Consider the following 16,988-nt stretch of genomic DNA (forward strand, 5'->3'; position numbering starts at 1 on the left):
CTCGGCCCGCCGCTGGCAGGCGCTGGGCGGCTCCGAAGGGCCGGCAATGGTGGTGGTGACCCGCGGCAGCAAGGGGCCCTGGGCCATCAACGCCGCCGGTGAGGCGCAGTTCCCGGCCCCTGAGATCAACGTCGCGGACACAGTCGGCGCCGGAGATTCCTTCATGGCCGCGCTCCTGTCCGGCGTGGTGGACCTGGGCCTGGACGGGGCACAAAACCGCAAGGGCCTGCGCGAACTCTCCGCCGAAAGCCTCCGCGATGTCCTCGCCCATGCCTCCCGGGCAGCGGCGGTCACCGTGTCCCGCGCCGGCGCGAACCCGCCCACGCGCGCGGAACTGGCACGGATGGAAATGGGGGCCCAGCCCCTGCAGTGAGTGAAAGGCAGCCATGACACACCACGATGTTCCGGTGTTCCCCGTCCGCAGTGCATCCTACGCGGAGGGCCAGATGCTCCCGGCCGCCCAGCGCAGCGGCAAAATGCGCGCCGGCGGCCAGGACGAATCCCCGCAGCTGAGCTGGAGCGGCGCCCCGGCCGGCACCAAGGGCTACGCGGTGACGATGTTCGACCCCGACGCCCCGGGGCGCGGCGGCTTCTGGCACTGGGCCGTGCTGGACCTCCCCGCCGACGTCACCTCGTTGCCGGCAGGTGCGGGCGCCGAGGGCGGCAGGCTCCTTCCCGCGGGCGCCATCCAGTTGAAGAACGACGCCGGGTTCCATGGCTACCTGGGCGCCGCACCGCCTCCCGGACACGGGCCGCACCGGTACGTCATCACCGTCCACGCGCTCGACATCGCGCCGTCCGGGCTCAACGAGCACACCGCCCCGGGCAGCCTGGAAGCGAAGCTGTCGCAGCACACCCTGGGCCGGGGCACCCTGACCGGCATCTTCGAACGTCACTGAGCCCGCTGCCTCGCCCGCCCCCGCCCGCCGACCCTGTCGCCCCTGACGCCGAGCTCGTCGGAACCTCCCCAGTTCGCCGTGAATGTCCGGCGAACCCGACGCTGTCCGGCGAACTCGGCGAACCCGGCCGCGAGGGCCTGCCGCCCCGGCGCACGTAGACTGGCACTATGCGGCTGGTAGCAAGTGACATTGACGGAACGATCCTCGGCCATGACGGCAAAATCAGCGACCGGACCGTCCGCGCGTTCCACGCCTGCCGCGACGCCGGGCTGGAACTGGTGTTCGTCACCGGACGGCCGCCACGCTGGCTCCACCCCCTGCAGGACCAGCTGGGGCATACCGGAACGGTCATCTGCTCCAACGGCGCCGTCGTGTGGGACCTCGAGGCGGACCGCCTGCTCTCGGCGCGGACACTGGACCTCGACGCCATGTTCGAGGTCCGCCGCATCATCAAGCGGCTGCGTCCCTCCGCGCTGTTTGCCGCCGAAACCCTGACCGGCTTCCATCTGGAACCGGGCTTTATCGAAAACGGCTCGAGCGAACTGCTCGGGGAATTCACCCCGGCTCCGCTTCACACCACCCTCACCGAGGCGGACGCCGTGGCGAAGTTCCTGGCCATTGTCCGCGAAGGCACCGCCGACGAGTTCCTGGCCGAGGTGACGCCCGCCGTCGCCCATCTGGCCGCCGCGACGCACTCGGCGCCGAACATGGCCCTCCTCGAGCTGTCCCTGCCCGGCGTGAACAAGGCCGTGGCCCTGGCTGAATATGCGTCGTCCCTCGGCATCGGCGCCGCGGACGTGGTGGCATTCGGGGACATGCCCAACGACATCGAGATGCTTCGCTGGGCCGGGCACGGCTACGCGATGGCCAGCGGCCACCCGGAAGCGATCCGGGCCGCCGGTCGGCAGGCCCCGCACTTCGACGACGACGGCGTCGCCCAGATCCTCGAGTCAAAGCTCGCCGAGCTCGGCGTCCGGCTGCCCTAAAACCCAGACCCCGCCCGGGTCCCCGCGCCCGCCCCCGGCCCCCGGCGCGGCCTCACGTCCCCGCACCCGGCCCGGTCCCCGCACCGATCGCACGGTTCACGGTGGACACCGGATTCCCAGCGGACGGTCAACTGGCGTTCACCTTGGCCTCCTAGGCTGAAAGCTCGCGACGAAACGTTTGACCGAGAGTGGGGACATCATGGCCAGGCACCGCATCAACAACACGGACGAACAACCCCTTCACCCGGTGGAACCGGACCGGCACTGGCGGCAGCTGCGCCAGGGTGACCGCGTCAGCGTCCGGCTCGCCCCGGGCGTTGAGACCGGTAGGCTTGTGGACGCCGTGACGGCGGACCACAGCGTGGTCTGGGTCGACCTCGACGGCGGCCGCGGCCGCACGCTGCTGCACTGCAGCGACGGCGTCGAAATCCGCCAGCAGGCTGCTGACACCCCGTCCCGCTGAGGCCGCTGACCCGGCCCCGCTGACCTGGCACCGATGGGCCCGAGCCGCCAGTGCCGGGCCGCAAGCCCGGGTCGAACCCGGTCCCGGCGGCCCAAGGCTCGGGTACGCTTCAGGAGTGACTGACCTGCACCCCTACTTTGCCCCTCGCGGAGATCGCGACGGCGGCCCGGCGGGCGCCGCCACCCCGGCCCCGGGCGGTTCCCGGGCGCCGCTGGCGCTGGCCCACCGGGGCTTTTCGCTGGACGGGCTGGAGAACTCGATGGCCGCGTTCCGCGCCGCCGTGGACCTCGGGTTCCGACATCTGGAGACGGACGTGCACACCACGGCCGACGGCGTGTTGGTGCTTTTCCACGACAAGACCCTGGACCGGATCACGGAGGGCCGGGGCCAAATCGCTGACCTTCCGGCCTCAACCGTGGCCCGGGCCAGGATCGGCGGGACCGAACCGATCCCGCGGTTCGATGAGTTGATCGCTGCCTTCCCGGACGTCCGGCTCAATATCGACGTCAAGGACTGGAACTCCGTGGGCACCCTGGCCTCGGCGATTGAACGCCACGGATTGCACGACCGCGTGCTGGTGGCCAGTTTCTCGGACCGGCGGCGCCGGGCAGTGCTGAAGCAGCTGAGCCGTCCCGCCGCGAGCTCGGCCGGCATCGTGTCCAACGCCGTGTTCGTCCTGCTGGGCCCCGTGCTGCCGACGCCGTTGATGTCCGCCGTGGTGCGCCGGGCACTGCGCGGAGTCCACGCCCTGCAGGTCCCCGTCCGCTACGGTGCCGTGCCGGTGGTGACGCCGGGCTTCATCCGGCGGGCACACCGGCACGGACTGCAGGTCCACGTGTGGACAATCAACGAGCCCGCGGAAATGCACCGGCTGCTTGACCTTGGCGTCGACGGGATTGTCACGGACCGCGCGGACCTGCTCAAGTCGGTCCTCCAGGAGCGCGGAACCTGGTCCTGAAGGGTCGCTCCGCTCAGGCGGAAAGTTCCATCATGAGTGGCGGCAATTCGTCGGTTAGCTCCCGGGCGAGATAGCCCAGCCCGCCCAGCCGGCTGGCAAGGCGGTCTCCGGCCGCAGCATGCAGATGCGTTCCCCAGCAGGCGGCCTGCGCATTGCCCGTTCCCCTGGCGCGGAGGCCGGTGATGGCGCCGGAGAGGACATCCCCGCTGCCCGAGGTGCCCAGCCCGCTGTGCCCTGTGGTGATTTCCCAGAGGCCGGCCCCGGACGCGGCAGCCCTGCTGCTGCGGGGTTCTGCGATGGCCCCCTGACACGTGACCACGGCCCGGTATTTGTTGGCCACCTCAGGGAGCTGGCGGTGCAGGTCCTCGACCTCCCGCCCGAGCAGGATGCCCGCCTCCGTGATGTTCGGGGTCAGGATCAGCCGGCCGGCCCACGGCGCCAGTTCGGCTTCGAGTTCCGGGACGCTGGCCAGGGCAAAAGCATCCAGGACAATGCACGGCGGGCTGCCCGGGGTGCCTTGGAGGAGTTCGCGCAGCAGCGCCGTGGTCTGGTCCTTGTCGTCCAGGCCCGGCCCCACCAGGACGGCGTCGGCGGTTTCCAGCTCGGCGGCCAGGGACCCGGCGGCGGAACCGACCACGGTCCCGGCCGTTGTTTCCGGCAGGCCAAGGACACCGGCTTCGGGCAGGGCGATGGCGAGCGGCACCGCCACGGACTCCGCCACGGCCAGGGTCAGCCGGCCCGCGCCCGCGCGGAGGGCGGCGACGCCGGCGAGCAAGGCCGCTCCGGGCGTCTTGCGCGCACCGCCGATCACCAGCACGGAGCCCCGGTCATCCTTTCCGGAGCCGCCGTCAGGGAGCGGCCAGGCGCGCAACAAAGCGGGGGTGACGGCCTCGGCCTGGGGGCGGCGTTTCGCCTGCCGGGAGTTAGCGGGGGTGGACATCGGCGTCTCCCGAGTGCTGGGTTACCGGGACACCTTCGCTCGTGAGGTGGTCAGCCATATTGAACGCCTCCAGCTGCCATTCCCCCCTGCCGTCGGGCCGGACGAAGCGGCTGACGGAGGCGTTGAGAATGGTGGACGCGGCCGCGATGTCCAGCAGCTGTTCCTCCGAGAGCCCCTCCAGGATGTAGCGGATGAGCAGGATCACGGCGTCGTGGCAGACCAGCAGGACGCCCCCGCCCGGATGCCTGTTGTCGAGGTCGGCGAGCAGCGAGCGAAGCCGCAGTACGACGTCCGCCCAGGACTCGCCGCCCGGGGGCCGGTAGTAGAACTTGCCGAGCCACCGCCGCCGGCCGGCCTCCTCCGGGAGGCGGGCTTCCACCCCGGCCGAAGTGAGCATGTCCAGGATGCCGAGCTCACGGTCGCGCAGCCGCTCATCGATCAGGACAGATGTTTGCCAGCCGCCGGTCTGGACGGCGAGTTCCGCAGTCTGGCGTGCGCGCAGGTAGGGCGAGGACCAGACTGGCGTGCGCCGGCCGTCCGGGTAGCCCGCGAGGAGCCTGCCCAGGGCCAGCGCCTGCTCCCGTCCCGTGTCCGACAATCCGACATCCGCATCCCGGGCCGGGACATCAATGACATGTGCGCCGGCCTGCTGAGCCAGCGTGGCGGCAACGTTGCCCTGGCTTTCACCGTGCCGCACCAGCAGTAACTCAGTCACGCCCGGAACGCCGTGTCCGTAGTGGCTCACCGATCCCCCTATCCGTTGCTTTCCAACGTTGTCCTCTGCCGGGGCTGGCCCGGGCTGGAATATGTGTGGCAGACAGGTTACTCCCAGTGGCACGGATTTGTCCCTGCACCGGCGATGGGGCAACATCGGGGGCCGCCGGGCTGGCAGGATAGAGCCATGCGCATCCTCATCGCCCCGGACAAGTTCAAGGGCTCCCTCACCGCCGTCGAAGCCGCCGCGGCCATTGCCGAAGGCGCCCTGCGCGTCTACCCCGAGGCCGACGCCATCCAGTTTCCGGTGGCCGACGGCGGCGAAGGGACGCTCGAGGCGGCCGTCGCGGCCGGCTACGAGGAACGGCTCAACGCGGTTGTCGGCCCGATCCTGGCCCCGATCGGTGCCGCGTGGGCCATCCGGGCGGATGCTTTCGGCGGGGCCACCGCGGTGATTGAAACGGCGCAGGCCTCAGGGCTGGCGCACATGGAGCCCACACCGGCCAACGCGCTGCGCGCCCACAGCTATGGCTGCGGCCAGCTGATCGCCGCCGCGCTGGACGCCGGTGCCACCGAAATCGTGCTGGGCGTGGGCGGTTCGGCCATGAGCGACGGCGGCAGCGGGGCCCTCCGCGCCCTCGGACTCAAGCCGTTGGACGCCGCCGGCAACGTGGTGCCCCTCGGCGGCGGGTCGCTTGCCGACGTCGCGTCCGTGGACATCAGCGGCCTCGACCCGCGGCTGGCCGGGGTGAAGTTCAGGATCGCCGTCGACGTCCAAAACCCGCTGTTCGGCAGCGACGGCGCGGCACACGTGTTCGGCCCGCAAAAAGGCGCCGACGCCGATGCGGTGGAGCTGCTCGACGCCGGCCTGCGCAACTGGGCCTCGGTCCTGCGCCAGAGGACCGGCCGGGACGTCAACGTGCCCGGCGCCGGAGCGGCCGGCGGGTTTCCGGCGTCGTTCCTGGCCTTCAGCACGGCCGCCCTGGAAGGCGGCTTCGAGCTGGTGGCTGGCCTCACCGGGCTGGACGCGAAACTCGCGGTGGCTGATTTGGTCATCACCGGAGAAGGCTCCATGGACAGCCAATCGCTGACAGGCAAGGCGCCGATCGCCCTCGCCGATGCCGCCCAGGCCCTTGGCATTCCGGTGGTCGTGGTGGCCGGACGGATCCTCGTCACCCCAGAGGACCTTGCCCGTCACGGCGTGGTGGCCGCGGCGCAGCTGCTGGACGTCGCCGGCAGCCCCCAGGACGCAGTAGCAAACGCCGCAAAGTACCTTACCTGGGTCACCAGCCAGGTCCTCGAAGGCGCCTGACGCCCCTGATGGCCGGCCGTGCCGGCCGGCTTGCCCTCTAGGCGCCGGTCTCGTAGTGCGGTTCGGCCACGGGTTTGGACTCGGGGGAGCCCTTCTCGCGCAGGTAGACCGAGGCGCCCACCAGGACCGCCACGGCGAGGAACTCGCTCTGCCAGTTCTGGAAGGACTCGAACCAGAATCGGCTCGTCGCCAGATAGCCCAGCACAGTCACGGTGGGCTGTCCGTGCGCCTCCTGGTCACTGTTGTAGTCCTCCGCGCCGCCAACCGCGTGCAGGGCGATCGACGCCAGGAACAGCAGGAGGAACATGATCGAAAGCGAGTGTTCGTAGAGCTTGAGGACCCAGCCGCCGTGCCGCACCGGCCACGGCGTGGACTCTTTGAGCTTTGCCTGCCGGGGGTCCTCGTCCTGCGGGGAGGTCCGGCCCATCGGCTTGGACTCGGAGGACCCCTTCTGGAACAGGAAGACGGTGAGGATGACGTACATGCCCATCTGCAGGAATTCCGACTCCCAGTTCTCGAAAGTCGCCTCGAGGAAGTTCCCGGTGCCAAGGTACTGCAGGACGGTCACGGCAGGTTCGCCGTGGGCAAGCTGCTCGTCGCTGTAGGTGCTTGCCCCGCTCAGGACCATGCCGCCGAAAAACACGACGAACAGCCCGATATTGGCTAGAAGCAGTCCATGTTCCTTGACCCACTTGCCCATGGTTCCCGAGCCTGCGGTGTGGCGCTCATGTGAAACGTTTGTCATAGCGACTCCTCTTTGCGGGCCCGTCGACGGATCCAGGCAGGGACAAGTACCAGCAGCAGCACCAGCACGGCGAGCAGCCCGACGCCGGCGATCACGCCCGCCGTCCGGCCTACCGTGACATCGAAGATGAGTGAGGTGGTGCCCACGCTCAGCAGCCCCACCCCGGTCAACGAAAACCTGACGATGATGTCCGCGCTGCTCACGAGGGCCTGCTTCAGCCCTTGCCGGAACAGCCGGCGGTGCACGCTCACAGGCAGCAGGATCGTGGCCGTGGTCAGGGCCGCCAGGACGACGTTGGCGAGATACAGGCGGGTCTGGTAGTCATCGAGCGTCTCGAAGCGCGACTGGAACGGCAGCGTCAGGAGGAAGCCGGCGAGAATCTGGACGCCGGTCTGCAGTACGCGCAGTTCCTGCAGCAGTTCGACCCAGTTGCGGTCCATCCGCTCCGCAACGGACTCGTCCCTGCCGTCGTTCTTCGGCACTACTGGGCCAGTCATCGGTACTCCTCCGCAAAATCCTGAAACCAAGGAAACCGCCACAACATGCGGCCCCACCCTCAACCTAGGCTTGAGAGTTGCCAAAAACAAGTTGGTACTAAGCTTGCTGACGATATTGTGGTTAGGGTAGAAACTGATTACTTCGCCGGGATGGATTCAGCGGACCCCCGCCACACGGGACCGATGAACATCCCTGGAAACCGACACGTTGTTAGGTGGACTATGAGCGACTCAAGCGAACGGCAGGACCAGCCCAAGCAGCCCGAACAGCCCCGCGATCCGCGCGCCGGCTACCATTCCGGCCCGTTCCCGGAACAGGTCCAGAAGCAGCCCGGCCTCACCGCGCCTATGGAGCCCAAGCCGGACCACGGCGAGGAAAGCTACCGCGGCAGCGGTGCCCTGAGCGGCAAGGCCGCCCTGATCACCGGCGGCGACTCCGGGATCGGCAGGGCGGTGGCGATCGCCTTCGCCCGTGAGGGGGCCGACGTCGCCATCTCCTACCTGCCGGAGGAAGAAGACGACGCGCAGGACACGGCCGAGTGGATCCGAAAGGCCGGCCGCAAGGCCCTGCTGCTCCCCGGCGACGGGCGCAGCGAGGAATTCGCGGCTGACATCGTGAAGGCGACGCTGGCCGAATTCGGGCGCCTCGACGTCCTGGTGCTCAATGCGGCCTACCAGAAGAACCGCGAGAGCTTCGAATCACTGCCCACCGAAGAGTTTGATCGAGTTTTCAAAACCAATCTGTACTCCCTGCTCTGGACGGCCCGTGCCGCGGTCCCGCATCTGGAAGCGGGTGCGTCGATCATCACCACCGCGTCAATCCAGGCCTTCAACCCGTCCCCGGGGCTCATAGACTACGCCATGACCAAGGCGGCCCAGGTGGCTTTCACCAAAGCCCTGGCCCAGGAGCTCGGACCCAAGGGGATCAGGGTCAACGCCGTGGCCCCGGGTCCCATCTGGACACCGCTGATTCCGGCCACCGAATGGCCCGACAAGCTCCCGTCCTTCGGCCAGGACACGCCCCTGCAGCGGGCGGGGCAGCCGGCGGAGCTGGCGGCCGCCTATGTCCTTCTCGCCTCCGACCACGGATCCTACATTTCCGGAGCCGTGCTTCCGGTCACCGGAGGCAAAGGCCTCTGAACCCGCTCCGGACCCGTCTACTGCCAGCTAGTCCCATTTCCAGCACCAGTTTCCAGTACCAGGAGGAATGACATGACTGAAAACCAGCAGGATCCCAAGACCGTCACCGAGGAAGCGGGCGGCTACGGCACACCGACCGCCGAGCAGGAGATGGGCGGCGATGGGAAGAAATTCGCCCAGCCCCGCGAGGAGGAGGCCTTCGACGCCGCCGGGCTGAACCAGGACAGCCCCGACGGCGAGACGTATCCGGCCGGCGCGCCGGACCTGAGCCAGTTCGGTGCAGAAGATCAAGACAGTGCAGGAGAACCCGGAGCAGGTCGCTTCGGAGGAGCGGAGGAACAAATGAGTTCAGAAAACGCCAGCGCAACCCCCGGCTTCGACCCGGACGCCTCGGAGAATTCCGAGGCGGCAGTGCCGTCGTCGGAAGCGGAGATGGACGGGGCCAACACGGAAGAGCCCGACGCCGGGCGGCCCTTCTCCTCTGAGTCCGGACAGGACGCGGCGGGGCTGCCGGACGGCTCCGGGACGGACCTGCCGGAGAACAAGTCGCCGAAGGACCGCGACGATGACAAGGACGCCTTCGACGCCGGCTAGTCCCAGGGCCGTCGCGCCCCGCCACTGCCGGCGCTGCCGGCCGTGACAGCGAAAAGGCCGGACTCCTGCCCGTGGGCGGAGTCCGGCCTTTCTCGTCGGCGGGGTTGCCCGCCCGCCGCGCACTTCCGGGCGGCGTTCTTTAGCGGCGCTTCTTGGGGGAGCGCTTGACCGCTGCCTTGACCGCGGCCGTCGAAGCTGCGGCCGGCGAGGGATCTTCGGTTTCCGGTTCGGCCACCGTGCCGCGCACCTTCGCGATCGCCTTCATGCCGTGGTAGATCACCAGGGCCGCGGCCGAGCCGAGCGCAATCCCGGTGAACTTCAAGTCGCCGATGGTCCAGGTGTAGTCGGCAATCCCGACAATAAGGGCGACGGCGGCCGTGGTCAGGTTGATCGAGTTGGAGAAGTTCACCTTGTTCTGGACCCAGATTTTCACGCCCAGCACGCCGATCATGCCGTACAGCATCGTGGCCGCGCCGCCCAGGACGCCGGCGGGGACCGTGGCGATAAGCTCGCCAAACTTCGGCGAGAAGCTCAGGATCACTGCGAAGGCGCCGGCCACCCAGTACGCCGCCGTCGAATACACCTTGGTGGCGGCCATGACGCCGATGTTCTCGGCGTAGGTGGTCGTCCCGGACCCGCCGCCAAGACCGGCAAGTACGGTGGCGGCGCCGTCGGCCAGCAGCGCGCGGCCGGAGACGCCGTCGAGGTTCTGCCCCGTCATGGCGGACACGGATTTCACGTGGCCGATGTTCTCTGCCACCAGCACCAGAACGACCGGCACGAAGAGGCCCACGACGCCGAGGTGGAATTCGGGGGTCTGGAAATGCGGCAGGCCCACCCACCCAGCACTGTCCACCTTGGAGAAGTCCACCTCGCCCCGGATCATCGCAACAAGGTAGCCCACCAGGACACCCACCAGGATGCTCAGCCGGCCCAGCATGCCGCGGAACAGCACGCTGACCACGATGATGACGGCCAGGGTGATGAAGGCGGTGACGGGGGCCTGGTCGAAGTTGGCCTTCGCCGCGGGTGCCAGGTTCAGGCCGATCAGCGCCACGATCGCGCCGGTCACGATCGGCGGCATGACCCGGTTGATCCAGCCGGCGCCGAACTTCTGCACCACGGCGCCGACGACGGCGAGGGTCGCGCCTGCCAGGACCACTCCGCCGAGTGCCCCGGGGACGCCGAACTGCTGCTGGGAAGCCATGATCGGCGCGATGAACGCGAAGCTGGAACCGAGGTAGCTGGGCACCCGTCCCTGCGTGATGACCAGGAACAGGAGCGTGCCAATGCCGGAGAAGAACAGGGTGGTGGCTGGCGGCATGCCCGTGATGATCGGGACCAGGAAGGTGGCACCGAACATGGCCACAACATGTTGCATCCCGATTCCCACCGTCAGGGGCCAGGTGAGCCGCTCATCCGGCCTGACGACCTCACCGGGGCGGACGGACTTGCCGTTGCCGTGGAGCTTCCATTTGGTGCCGAGCATGCTCATGCCGGGAGCCTTTCAGAGAATGTGGGGCGGGCGGGAAGGAATCTTCCCGAGCAACTTTACCGCGCAGCATTTACCGGCCGTCCCGTCGAGCCGTCGTGCTGCGTGAGGGCCGGTGTGCGCGAGGTCACAGGGCGCAGCGGGAAGCAGGCGCCGTCCGTTGAAGTTGCAACTATTGACAGCAGGAGACGCCGGCCGCCCAAGAGTGCGCTGGCCCAGCGAAAGGGATGCCCATGACACTCGCCCACGATGAAGCAGTAATCGAGGCAGCCGCCGTCGACGCCATCTTTGCCGAAGCCCGCACGGCGAACGCCTTCACCGGCGACGTCACCGACGAGCAGGCCCGCGCGATTTACGAACTGACGAAGTTCGGCCCCACGGCGTTCAACTCCCAGCCGCTGCGCGTTACGTACGTGCGCTCCGACGAAGCCCGCGCCACGCTTGTTGATGCGCTGGCCGCCGGAAACCGCGCCAAGACGGCATCAGCGCCGCTCGTCGCGGTCCTGAGCTACGACACCGCCTGGCAGGACCAGTGGGACGCGTTCCTTCCCGGCTACAACGCACCCAAGGCCATGTATGACGCCGCGCCGGAACTCGCAGCGGCCACGGGCAACAACAACGCCCACCTGCAGGCCGGCTACTTCATCCTCGCGGTCCGCACCCTGGGCCTCGCGGCAGGTCCCATGACCGGTGCCGACTTTGCCAAGATCGACGCCGCGTTCTTCCCCGACGGGAGCCAGAAGAGCTTCCTGGTGGTCAACATCGGCCAGCCCGGGGCAGACGCCTGGGGCGAAGCCAAGCCGAAATTCGCCTACGAGGACGTCGTCCGCACCGTCTAACAGCCCCCGGCGCCGTTCTCCGGCGCTGTCCTCCCGCGGAGGTGCCTCCGGCACTGTCTTCCCGCGGAGGTGCCTGCGGCACTGTCCTCCCGCGGAGGTGCCTCCGGCACCATGGGGGACAGGCCGGAGGCACTCGGGATGCGATTCTGCGGTTCAGCGCAAGGCCCACATCCAGGGCCACTTCCCATTTTAGTCCGCGCCGTCGCCGCCGGCACTGTGAGTTTGGGGCGCCCGCCCGGCCCCGGAGGCGCCGCGGCGTGGCACACTTTTCCCATGCGGAACCTGATCGCGGTGGCCTTCGTGGAACCGGTAGCCGAGGGGCTCGAGTTTCCCCGGGATGACTGGCCGCTGCACCTCACCCTGGTCAAATTCGACGTGGTCAAGGCCGGCGTCGTGAAGTCCGACGTCGTCGAACCCGGCCAGGAAACCCGCGCGGAACCCGCGCCGGGCACGCCGCCAGCCGCGGGCGATCCGCTTGCCGACCACATCGCCGCCCTCATGGCGGACCCGGTGGCCGCTGCCCTGGGCTGCCGGATTAGCGTGGGCGGCGAAGCCGGGTTCGGGCGCGCAGGGTCAATCCCGGTCAACCTGATTGAACCCAGCGATGAGCTGCAGGTCCTCCACAACGAGCTGGTCCGGATCGTGGATCAGCTGCCCGGCCGGATCTCCACGCCTGCCTTCACCCTGGAGGGGTACCGGCCGCACGTCTCGCACCACGGCGACAAACGGCTCCGGCAGGGCGACACGTTCGCGCTTGACCGAATAGCGCTCGTGGACATGGCGCCCGACGGCGGGCACGCCACGCGCCGGATCCTGAAGTTGTGGACTGTCGGCCAGGCGTAGGCGCCAGAACGGCGTCGGGGGAGGGCACGACGTCATATCCGCGACGCCGGCGCTGGATTCCTGCGGACCGGGTGCCATACTTGGGTCAACTTCGGCAGCTATTCGACGGTAATTCGAAGACGAAGTGAGTATTTAGGGCAAGTCACAGCGGACCGGGGGGACCACTAAATGATGCTTGACGCCGCGACACTGCGGGTTGCCTTGGCGCTTGTCGACCTCACACTGCTCATGCTTTTCTACTTCATTACGTTCCGGCGCACCCGGTCGCACTACAGCGGCTGGTGGTGCATGGCGCTCCTGCTGTTCCTGGTCGGCAACGCCGCGTACCTGCTGGAGGGTACAACGCAGCAGGGGTGGGCCATCCCTGCCGGCAACGTCCTGCTGGTCGCCGGTGCCGCCAGCATCTGGGCCGGCGGTCGATCCCTCCGCGCCCCCTCACTCCGGCCTTGGCAGCTCGCGGCCGGTCCTGCCGCGACCGCCGTCGCTTCCTTCCTCGGCCACCCGGCCACCAACGTCTGGGCGGGAGGCCCGGTGTACCTGGGATTCATGGCCGTGCTGATCGGTCTGGCATCCCGGGAGCTGTTCCTGCTCGAGCGCGACTACTCGCGCGTCCACCGTCCCCTCGCGGTGGGCGCCGGCATCCTGGCCGTGTTCTACCTGGGCCGCCTCGTCGCTTTCCTGGCGAACGGACCGGACGGTGCCGTCTTCACGTCGGTGTTCGGCTCCGTCCCGATGACGGTCTTCTCGACGATCACGCTCGTGGTTGCTTCCTTCACCATGGCCGAGCTGAGCTACGAACAGCAGACCCAGGACCTCAGGGCACGGGCCACCGTGGACGGCCTCACGGGCCTGCTCAACCGTTCTGCGTTCCTGGACCTCGCCGAAAACGAACTGCGCCGTTTGCGCCGGACCGGCACCACGGCATCGATCATCCTCGCGGACCTGGACCACTTCAAGGCCATCAACGATCAGTTCGGCCACTCGGCAGGGGACTCCGCGCTGCAGGCCTTTGCCAGGGCCTGCTCCGGCACCGTCCGCTCCACCGACCTCGTGGGCCGTTACGGCGGCGAGGAGTTCATCCTCCTGCTGCCTGGCGTCACGCCGGACCGGGCACGGGAGATCGCTGCCGACATCAGCGTCCGGCTCCATCAATCCGGGTCCGCAGTCATTCCCCGGCTGCCCACCGTGAGCTACGGCATCGCGTCCACCGGCGCCGGAGCGGGCAGCCTCGACGCCGCAGTGATCTCGGCCGACGCGGCCCTCTACCAGGCAAAGACGCTTGGCAGGGACCGCGCCGAGTTGGCCACCGGCGGCTGAACTACGAGATAACCCCGTCCACCAGCGCCTTCGCCTCGGCCTGGACCTGCTTGAGGTGCTCGGCACCCTTGAAGGACTCGGCGTAGATCTTGTAGACATCTTCCGTGCCGGAGGGCCGGGCTGCGAACCAGGCGTTTTCGGTAACGACCTTGAGGCCGCCAATCGCGGCCCCGTTGCCCGGCGCCTCGGTCAGTTTGGCCGTGATCGTTTCGCCAGCCAGTTCGGTCGCGGTAACGTCCGACGGCGAGAGCTTGCCCAGCGCCGCCTTCTGCTCCCGGGTGGCGGCCGCGTCGATCCGGGCGTAGACGGGGTCGCCGAACTGGTCGGTGAGGCCCTTGTACAGCTGCGACGGTGATTTGCCCGTCACCGCCGTGATCTCCGAGGCCAGCAGGGCCAGCAGGATGCCATCCTTGTCGGTGGTCCAGACGCTCCCGTCCATCTTGTTAAAGGAGGCGCCGGCGGATTCCTCGCCGCCGAAGGCGCCCTCTCCGGACAGCAGCCCGGGGACGAACCACTTGAAGCCCACGGGCACTTCGACAAGTTTGCGGCCCAGGCTCTCGGCCACGCGGTCGATGATGGATGAGGAAACCAGGGTCTTGCCGATCACGGACTGCGGGTTCCAGCCGGTCCGGTGCCGGTACAGATAATCGATGGCGACGGCGAGGTAGTGGTTCGGGTTCATCAGCCCGCCGTCGGGGGTGACGATCCCGTGGCGGTCGGCGTCGGCGTCGTTGCCGGTGGCGACGTCGAAGGCTGCGGACCCGTCCGCACCAACAGACATGCGGTTGATCAGGGACGCCATCGCCGACGGCGAGGAGCAATCCATCCGGATCTTCTCGTCCCAGTCCAGCGTCATGAAAGCCCACTGCGGGTCGACGGTGGGGTTGACCACGGTGAGGTTCAGGTGGTGGCGCTCACCGATCTCGCCCCAGTAGTCCACCGACGCTCCGCCCATCGGGTCGGCGCCGATCCGGACGCCCGCCTCGCGGATCGCGTTGAGATCCAGTACCGAGGGGAGGTCGTCGACGTAGCTGCTCAGGAAGTCGAACTTGCCGGTGGTCCCGGCGGCCAGGGCCTCGGCCACCGGAATCCGCTTGACGCCGCGCAGGCCGTTTTCCAGCAGCTCGTTGGCGCGGTTGGCGATCCAGCCGGTGGCGTCGGTGTCCGCGGGGCCGCCGTGCGGAGGGTTGTATTTGAATCCGCCGTCGCCCGGGGGGTTGTGGCTGGGGGTCACCACGATGCCGTCGGCCTGCGGCGCGCCAGGGGCGGCATTGCGGTTGTGCGTCAGGATGGCGTGGCTCAGGGCAGGGGTGGGCGTGTAGCCGTGGCGGGCGTCGATGAGGACGTGCACGCCGTTGGCGGCCAGCACCTCAAGGGCGGAGTTTTGTGCGGGCTCGCTCAGGCCATGGGTGTCCTTGGCCATGTAGAGGGGGCCGGTGATGCCCTGGCCTGCCCGGTATTCCACGATCGCCTGCGTGATGGCGAGGATGTGGGGTTCGTTGAAGGACGCCTTCAGGCTCGATCCACGATGCCCGGAGGTGCCGAATGCCACCCGCTGGCCCGGGTCCGAGAGGTCCGGCGAAACGTCGTAGTACGCATCCAAAAGCGCAGTGAGGTCAACAAGGTCTTGGGGTTGGGCAACTGTGCCCGCGCGGCTAGCCATGGCACCAGCATGCCAGACGAGGGCGGGGTGCAACACGGTTTCGCGCCAAACCCGCTCCTGTGACGAAAGAAAACCCGCCAATAGGCCCGGTCCCAAGCCAACCGTGCGGCGGTACTCTGGATCCAGGGACTTCTTGAGGGGACAAGCCATGACTGAACAGCCAAAACAAGGCAAAGACGAGACCCCGGAGGGCTACCAGCCGACCCTGCGCCTCCCGGACCAGCAACCCGACGTTCCGCCGGGGCAGACACCACCCGCCGGCCAGGACCAGGGACCGTCGGCGACGCAGCAGTTCGCGCAACCCGAATCCCCGCAGCGGCCCTACCCGGGCCAGCAGCCTCACACAGGCCGGCAGCCCGACACGGGCGAGCAGCCCCACGTCGGACAGCAGCCCTACACCGGACAGCAGCCCTACACCGGCCAGGCGGCACCTGACCGCGGCCAGTACTCAAGCCCGTACCCCCCGATCTACAGCCAGCCGTCCGCCCCGTATGGCCAGCCGTCGCCGTATGCCCAGCCGGGCAGCCCCAACGCCTACGGCCAGCCCGCGTACTACGGCGCGCCGCCGTCGCCCAAGAGTCTGAGCATCGCCAGCATGTGCTGCGGCATCGCCGCGCTGGTGGGATTCGGATTTTTCCTGCTCCCGCAGCTGGCCGCCGTGATTCTGGGGCACCTGGCCCTGCGGCGCGAACCGGCCGGCCGGGGCATGGCGATCGCCGGCCTGGTGATGGGTTACGTGGGCATCGCCGTGACCATCCTGGTCCTGGTCATTTTCGGACTGGTCATCGGCACCGCGCGCAACAGCGGGTACGGAGCCTAGGTCTGCCCTGTGGCGCCGGAGCCGCGCCTGGTCAGGCTGTCAGAGCAGCCACCAGGGGCTTCGCGTTGGCCTCAAGCCAAGCGCGCCGGCGGTTGATCTGGCCGCCCACGCCGTCCTGCCACATCCGCGCCCAGCCGCCGCCCAGGGCCGCGGCGTTGTGCCGCATCCGCTCGTAGCTGAGCGCCGCGGCGTCGATCCCGGCGCCGGGAACCCGGCGTCGTTCATCCTCGCTCCAGCCGTAGGCGTCGGCGAAGATGCGCAGCCGGCGGAACGGATTCTGGTCTTCCCAGCCCGGCCACGCATCTGACGGGTCGCGGAGCGGCACCCAGTGCATGGCGGTGTTGAGCGAATCGTGAAGTGCCGTGGCGGGTCCGGCGAGGTCAAAATCCACCAGTCCCGCGGCCAGGCCGTCCCGGACCACCACGTTCTGGGGTGTCACGTCCAGGTGGCAGATGAGTCCGGCGGCGTCGGTGGGGTTAGGCCGGACCGGCCGGGGCGGGAACGCGTGGGCCCGCGGCACGAAGCCGGCGGACGCGGTGTGCAGGCGCCGCACCAGGCGGGCCACGGAGGCCAGCAGGTCCTCGGACTGCACCCAGGATTCCGGCGGCGACCCGGCGCAGTCTCCCGGCACGAAGGTCAGGACGTCCCGGCCCTGCGGGTCGCGGCCGAGGAAGCGGGGGGAGCCCTCAAAACCGGCGTCGTCCAGCCAGTCGAGGTACTCGGCGACGGCGAGGGATTGCGGCTGGTGCGGGCGGCGGATGGTTCC

General features: G+C 68.8%; 19 protein-coding genes. 12 read left to right on the forward strand and 7 right to left on the reverse strand.

The features are described from left to right. From Y706_RS23975 to Y706_RS0106530, 5 genes are all read left to right on the forward strand, one after another. Positions 1-373 (forward strand): PfkB family carbohydrate kinase (locus tag Y706_RS23975; RefSeq protein ID WP_043435137.1); only part of this gene is annotated, 373 nt, incomplete at its 5' end. A gap of 13 nt (positions 374-386) precedes the next feature. After that, positions 387-899 (forward strand): YbhB/YbcL family Raf kinase inhibitor-like protein, encoded by a 513-nt coding sequence (locus Y706_RS0106515; RefSeq protein WP_028275960.1) that lies wholly within the window; start codon positions 387-389, stop codon positions 897-899. 167 nt (positions 900-1,066) lie between these two features. Then, entirely contained in the window at positions 1,067-1,885 is an 819-nt protein-coding gene (locus tag Y706_RS0106520; RefSeq protein WP_028275961.1) for a Cof-type HAD-IIB family hydrolase, read from the forward strand. Positions 1,886-2,084: 199 nt separating this feature from the next. Next, the gene (locus Y706_RS0106525) at positions 2,085-2,348 is read left to right on the forward strand and encodes a hypothetical protein (RefSeq protein ID WP_028275962.1); all 264 of its coding nucleotides are present in this window, start codon (positions 2,085-2,087) and stop codon (positions 2,346-2,348) included. Between the two features lie 115 nt (positions 2,349-2,463). Further along, entirely contained in the window at positions 2,464-3,306 is an 843-nt protein-coding gene (locus Y706_RS0106530; RefSeq protein ID WP_028275963.1) for a glycerophosphodiester phosphodiesterase family protein, read from the forward strand. 13 nt (positions 3,307-3,319) lie between these two features. Here the strand turns inward: Y706_RS0106530 and Y706_RS0106535 are convergent, their stop codons facing one another. Then, positions 3,320-4,246: an NAD(P)H-hydrate dehydratase gene (locus tag Y706_RS0106535; protein ID WP_028275964.1), complete on the reverse strand. Its 927-nt coding sequence runs from the start codon at positions 4,244-4,246 to the stop codon at positions 3,320-3,322. Then, on the reverse strand, positions 4,230-4,961 hold the full coding sequence (locus Y706_RS0106540; protein ID WP_028275965.1) for a histidine phosphatase family protein: 732 nt from the start codon (positions 4,959-4,961) through the stop codon (positions 4,230-4,232). The genes Y706_RS0106535 and Y706_RS0106540 overlap by 17 nt, the downstream gene beginning before the upstream one ends. A 186-nt stretch (positions 4,962-5,147) precedes the next feature. Here Y706_RS0106540 and Y706_RS0106545 point away from each other — a divergent pair, with 186 nt between their 5' ends. Further along, positions 5,148-6,272 carry a glycerate kinase gene (locus Y706_RS0106545; RefSeq protein WP_028275966.1) on the forward strand — a complete coding sequence of 375 codons (1,125 nt, stop codon included), beginning with the start codon at positions 5,148-5,150 and terminating at the stop codon, positions 6,270-6,272. Between the two features lie 37 nt (positions 6,273-6,309). On the opposite strand, the gene Y706_RS0106550 is transcribed toward Y706_RS0106545, so the two are convergent. Together Y706_RS0106550 and Y706_RS0106555 are read right to left on the reverse strand one after the other, a co-directional pair. Beyond that, the gene (locus tag Y706_RS0106550) at positions 6,310-7,017 is read right to left on the reverse strand and encodes a DUF6766 family protein (RefSeq protein ID WP_253906706.1); all 708 of its coding nucleotides are present in this window, start codon (positions 7,015-7,017) and stop codon (positions 6,310-6,312) included. After that, positions 7,014-7,514, reverse strand: coding sequence for a DUF6328 family protein (locus Y706_RS0106555; RefSeq protein ID WP_028275968.1), 501 nt, complete (start codon positions 7,512-7,514; stop codon positions 7,014-7,016). The genes Y706_RS0106550 and Y706_RS0106555 overlap by 4 nt, the downstream gene beginning before the upstream one ends. A 222-nt stretch (positions 7,515-7,736) precedes the next feature. Between Y706_RS0106555 and Y706_RS0106560 the strand changes: the two genes are divergently transcribed. Together Y706_RS0106560 and Y706_RS0106565 are read left to right on the forward strand one after the other, a co-directional pair. Then, positions 7,737-8,654, forward strand: coding sequence for an SDR family oxidoreductase (locus tag Y706_RS0106560; RefSeq protein ID WP_028275969.1), 918 nt, complete (start codon positions 7,737-7,739; stop codon positions 8,652-8,654). A 72-nt stretch (positions 8,655-8,726) separates the two neighbouring features. After that, positions 8,727-9,248, forward strand: coding sequence for a hypothetical protein (locus tag Y706_RS0106565; RefSeq protein ID WP_028275970.1), 522 nt, complete (start codon positions 8,727-8,729; stop codon positions 9,246-9,248). Positions 9,249-9,387: 139 nt separating this feature from the next. On the opposite strand, the gene Y706_RS0106570 is transcribed toward Y706_RS0106565, so the two are convergent. Beyond that, positions 9,388-10,743: a uracil-xanthine permease family protein gene (locus Y706_RS0106570; protein ID WP_028275971.1), complete on the reverse strand. Its 1,356-nt coding sequence runs from the start codon at positions 10,741-10,743 to the stop codon at positions 9,388-9,390. A gap of 230 nt (positions 10,744-10,973) precedes the next feature. Between Y706_RS0106570 and Y706_RS0106575 the strand changes: the two genes are divergently transcribed. The 3 genes from Y706_RS0106575 to Y706_RS0106585 all read left to right on the forward strand — a co-directional run bounded on the left by Y706_RS0106575 (position 10,974) and on the right by Y706_RS0106585 (position 13,739). Then, on the forward strand, positions 10,974-11,579 hold the full coding sequence (locus Y706_RS0106575) for a malonic semialdehyde reductase (RefSeq protein WP_028275972.1): 606 nt from the start codon (positions 10,974-10,976) through the stop codon (positions 11,577-11,579). A gap of 273 nt (positions 11,580-11,852) precedes the next feature. Then, positions 11,853-12,422 carry a 2'-5' RNA ligase family protein gene (locus Y706_RS0106580; protein ID WP_028275973.1) on the forward strand — a complete coding sequence of 190 codons (570 nt, stop codon included), beginning with the start codon at positions 11,853-11,855 and terminating at the stop codon, positions 12,420-12,422. 168 nt (positions 12,423-12,590) lie between these two features. Beyond that, positions 12,591-13,739, forward strand: coding sequence for a GGDEF domain-containing protein (locus Y706_RS0106585; protein WP_028275974.1), 1,149 nt, complete (start codon positions 12,591-12,593; stop codon positions 13,737-13,739). 1 nt (position 13,740) lies between these two features. Here the strand turns inward: Y706_RS0106585 and pgm are convergent, their stop codons facing one another. Then, the gene (pgm, locus tag Y706_RS0106590; protein ID WP_028275975.1) at positions 13,741-15,402 is read right to left on the reverse strand and encodes a phosphoglucomutase (alpha-D-glucose-1,6-bisphosphate-dependent); all 1,662 of its coding nucleotides are present in this window, start codon (positions 15,400-15,402) and stop codon (positions 13,741-13,743) included. 148 nt (positions 15,403-15,550) lie between these two features. Here pgm and Y706_RS0106595 point away from each other — a divergent pair, with 148 nt between their 5' ends. Then, positions 15,551-16,222, forward strand: coding sequence for a DUF4190 domain-containing protein (locus Y706_RS0106595; protein WP_028275976.1), 672 nt, complete (start codon positions 15,551-15,553; stop codon positions 16,220-16,222). 31 nt (positions 16,223-16,253) lie between these two features. Here Y706_RS0106595 and Y706_RS0106600 read toward each other — a convergent pair. After that, the coding region (locus Y706_RS0106600; RefSeq protein ID WP_028275977.1) for a phosphotransferase at positions 16,254-16,988 on the reverse strand (735 nt) is incomplete at its 5' end.

It is taken from the genome of Arthrobacter sp. I3, assembly GCF_000520575.1.
Lineage (GTDB): Bacteria > Actinomycetota > Actinomycetes > Actinomycetales > Micrococcaceae > Arthrobacter > Arthrobacter humicola_A.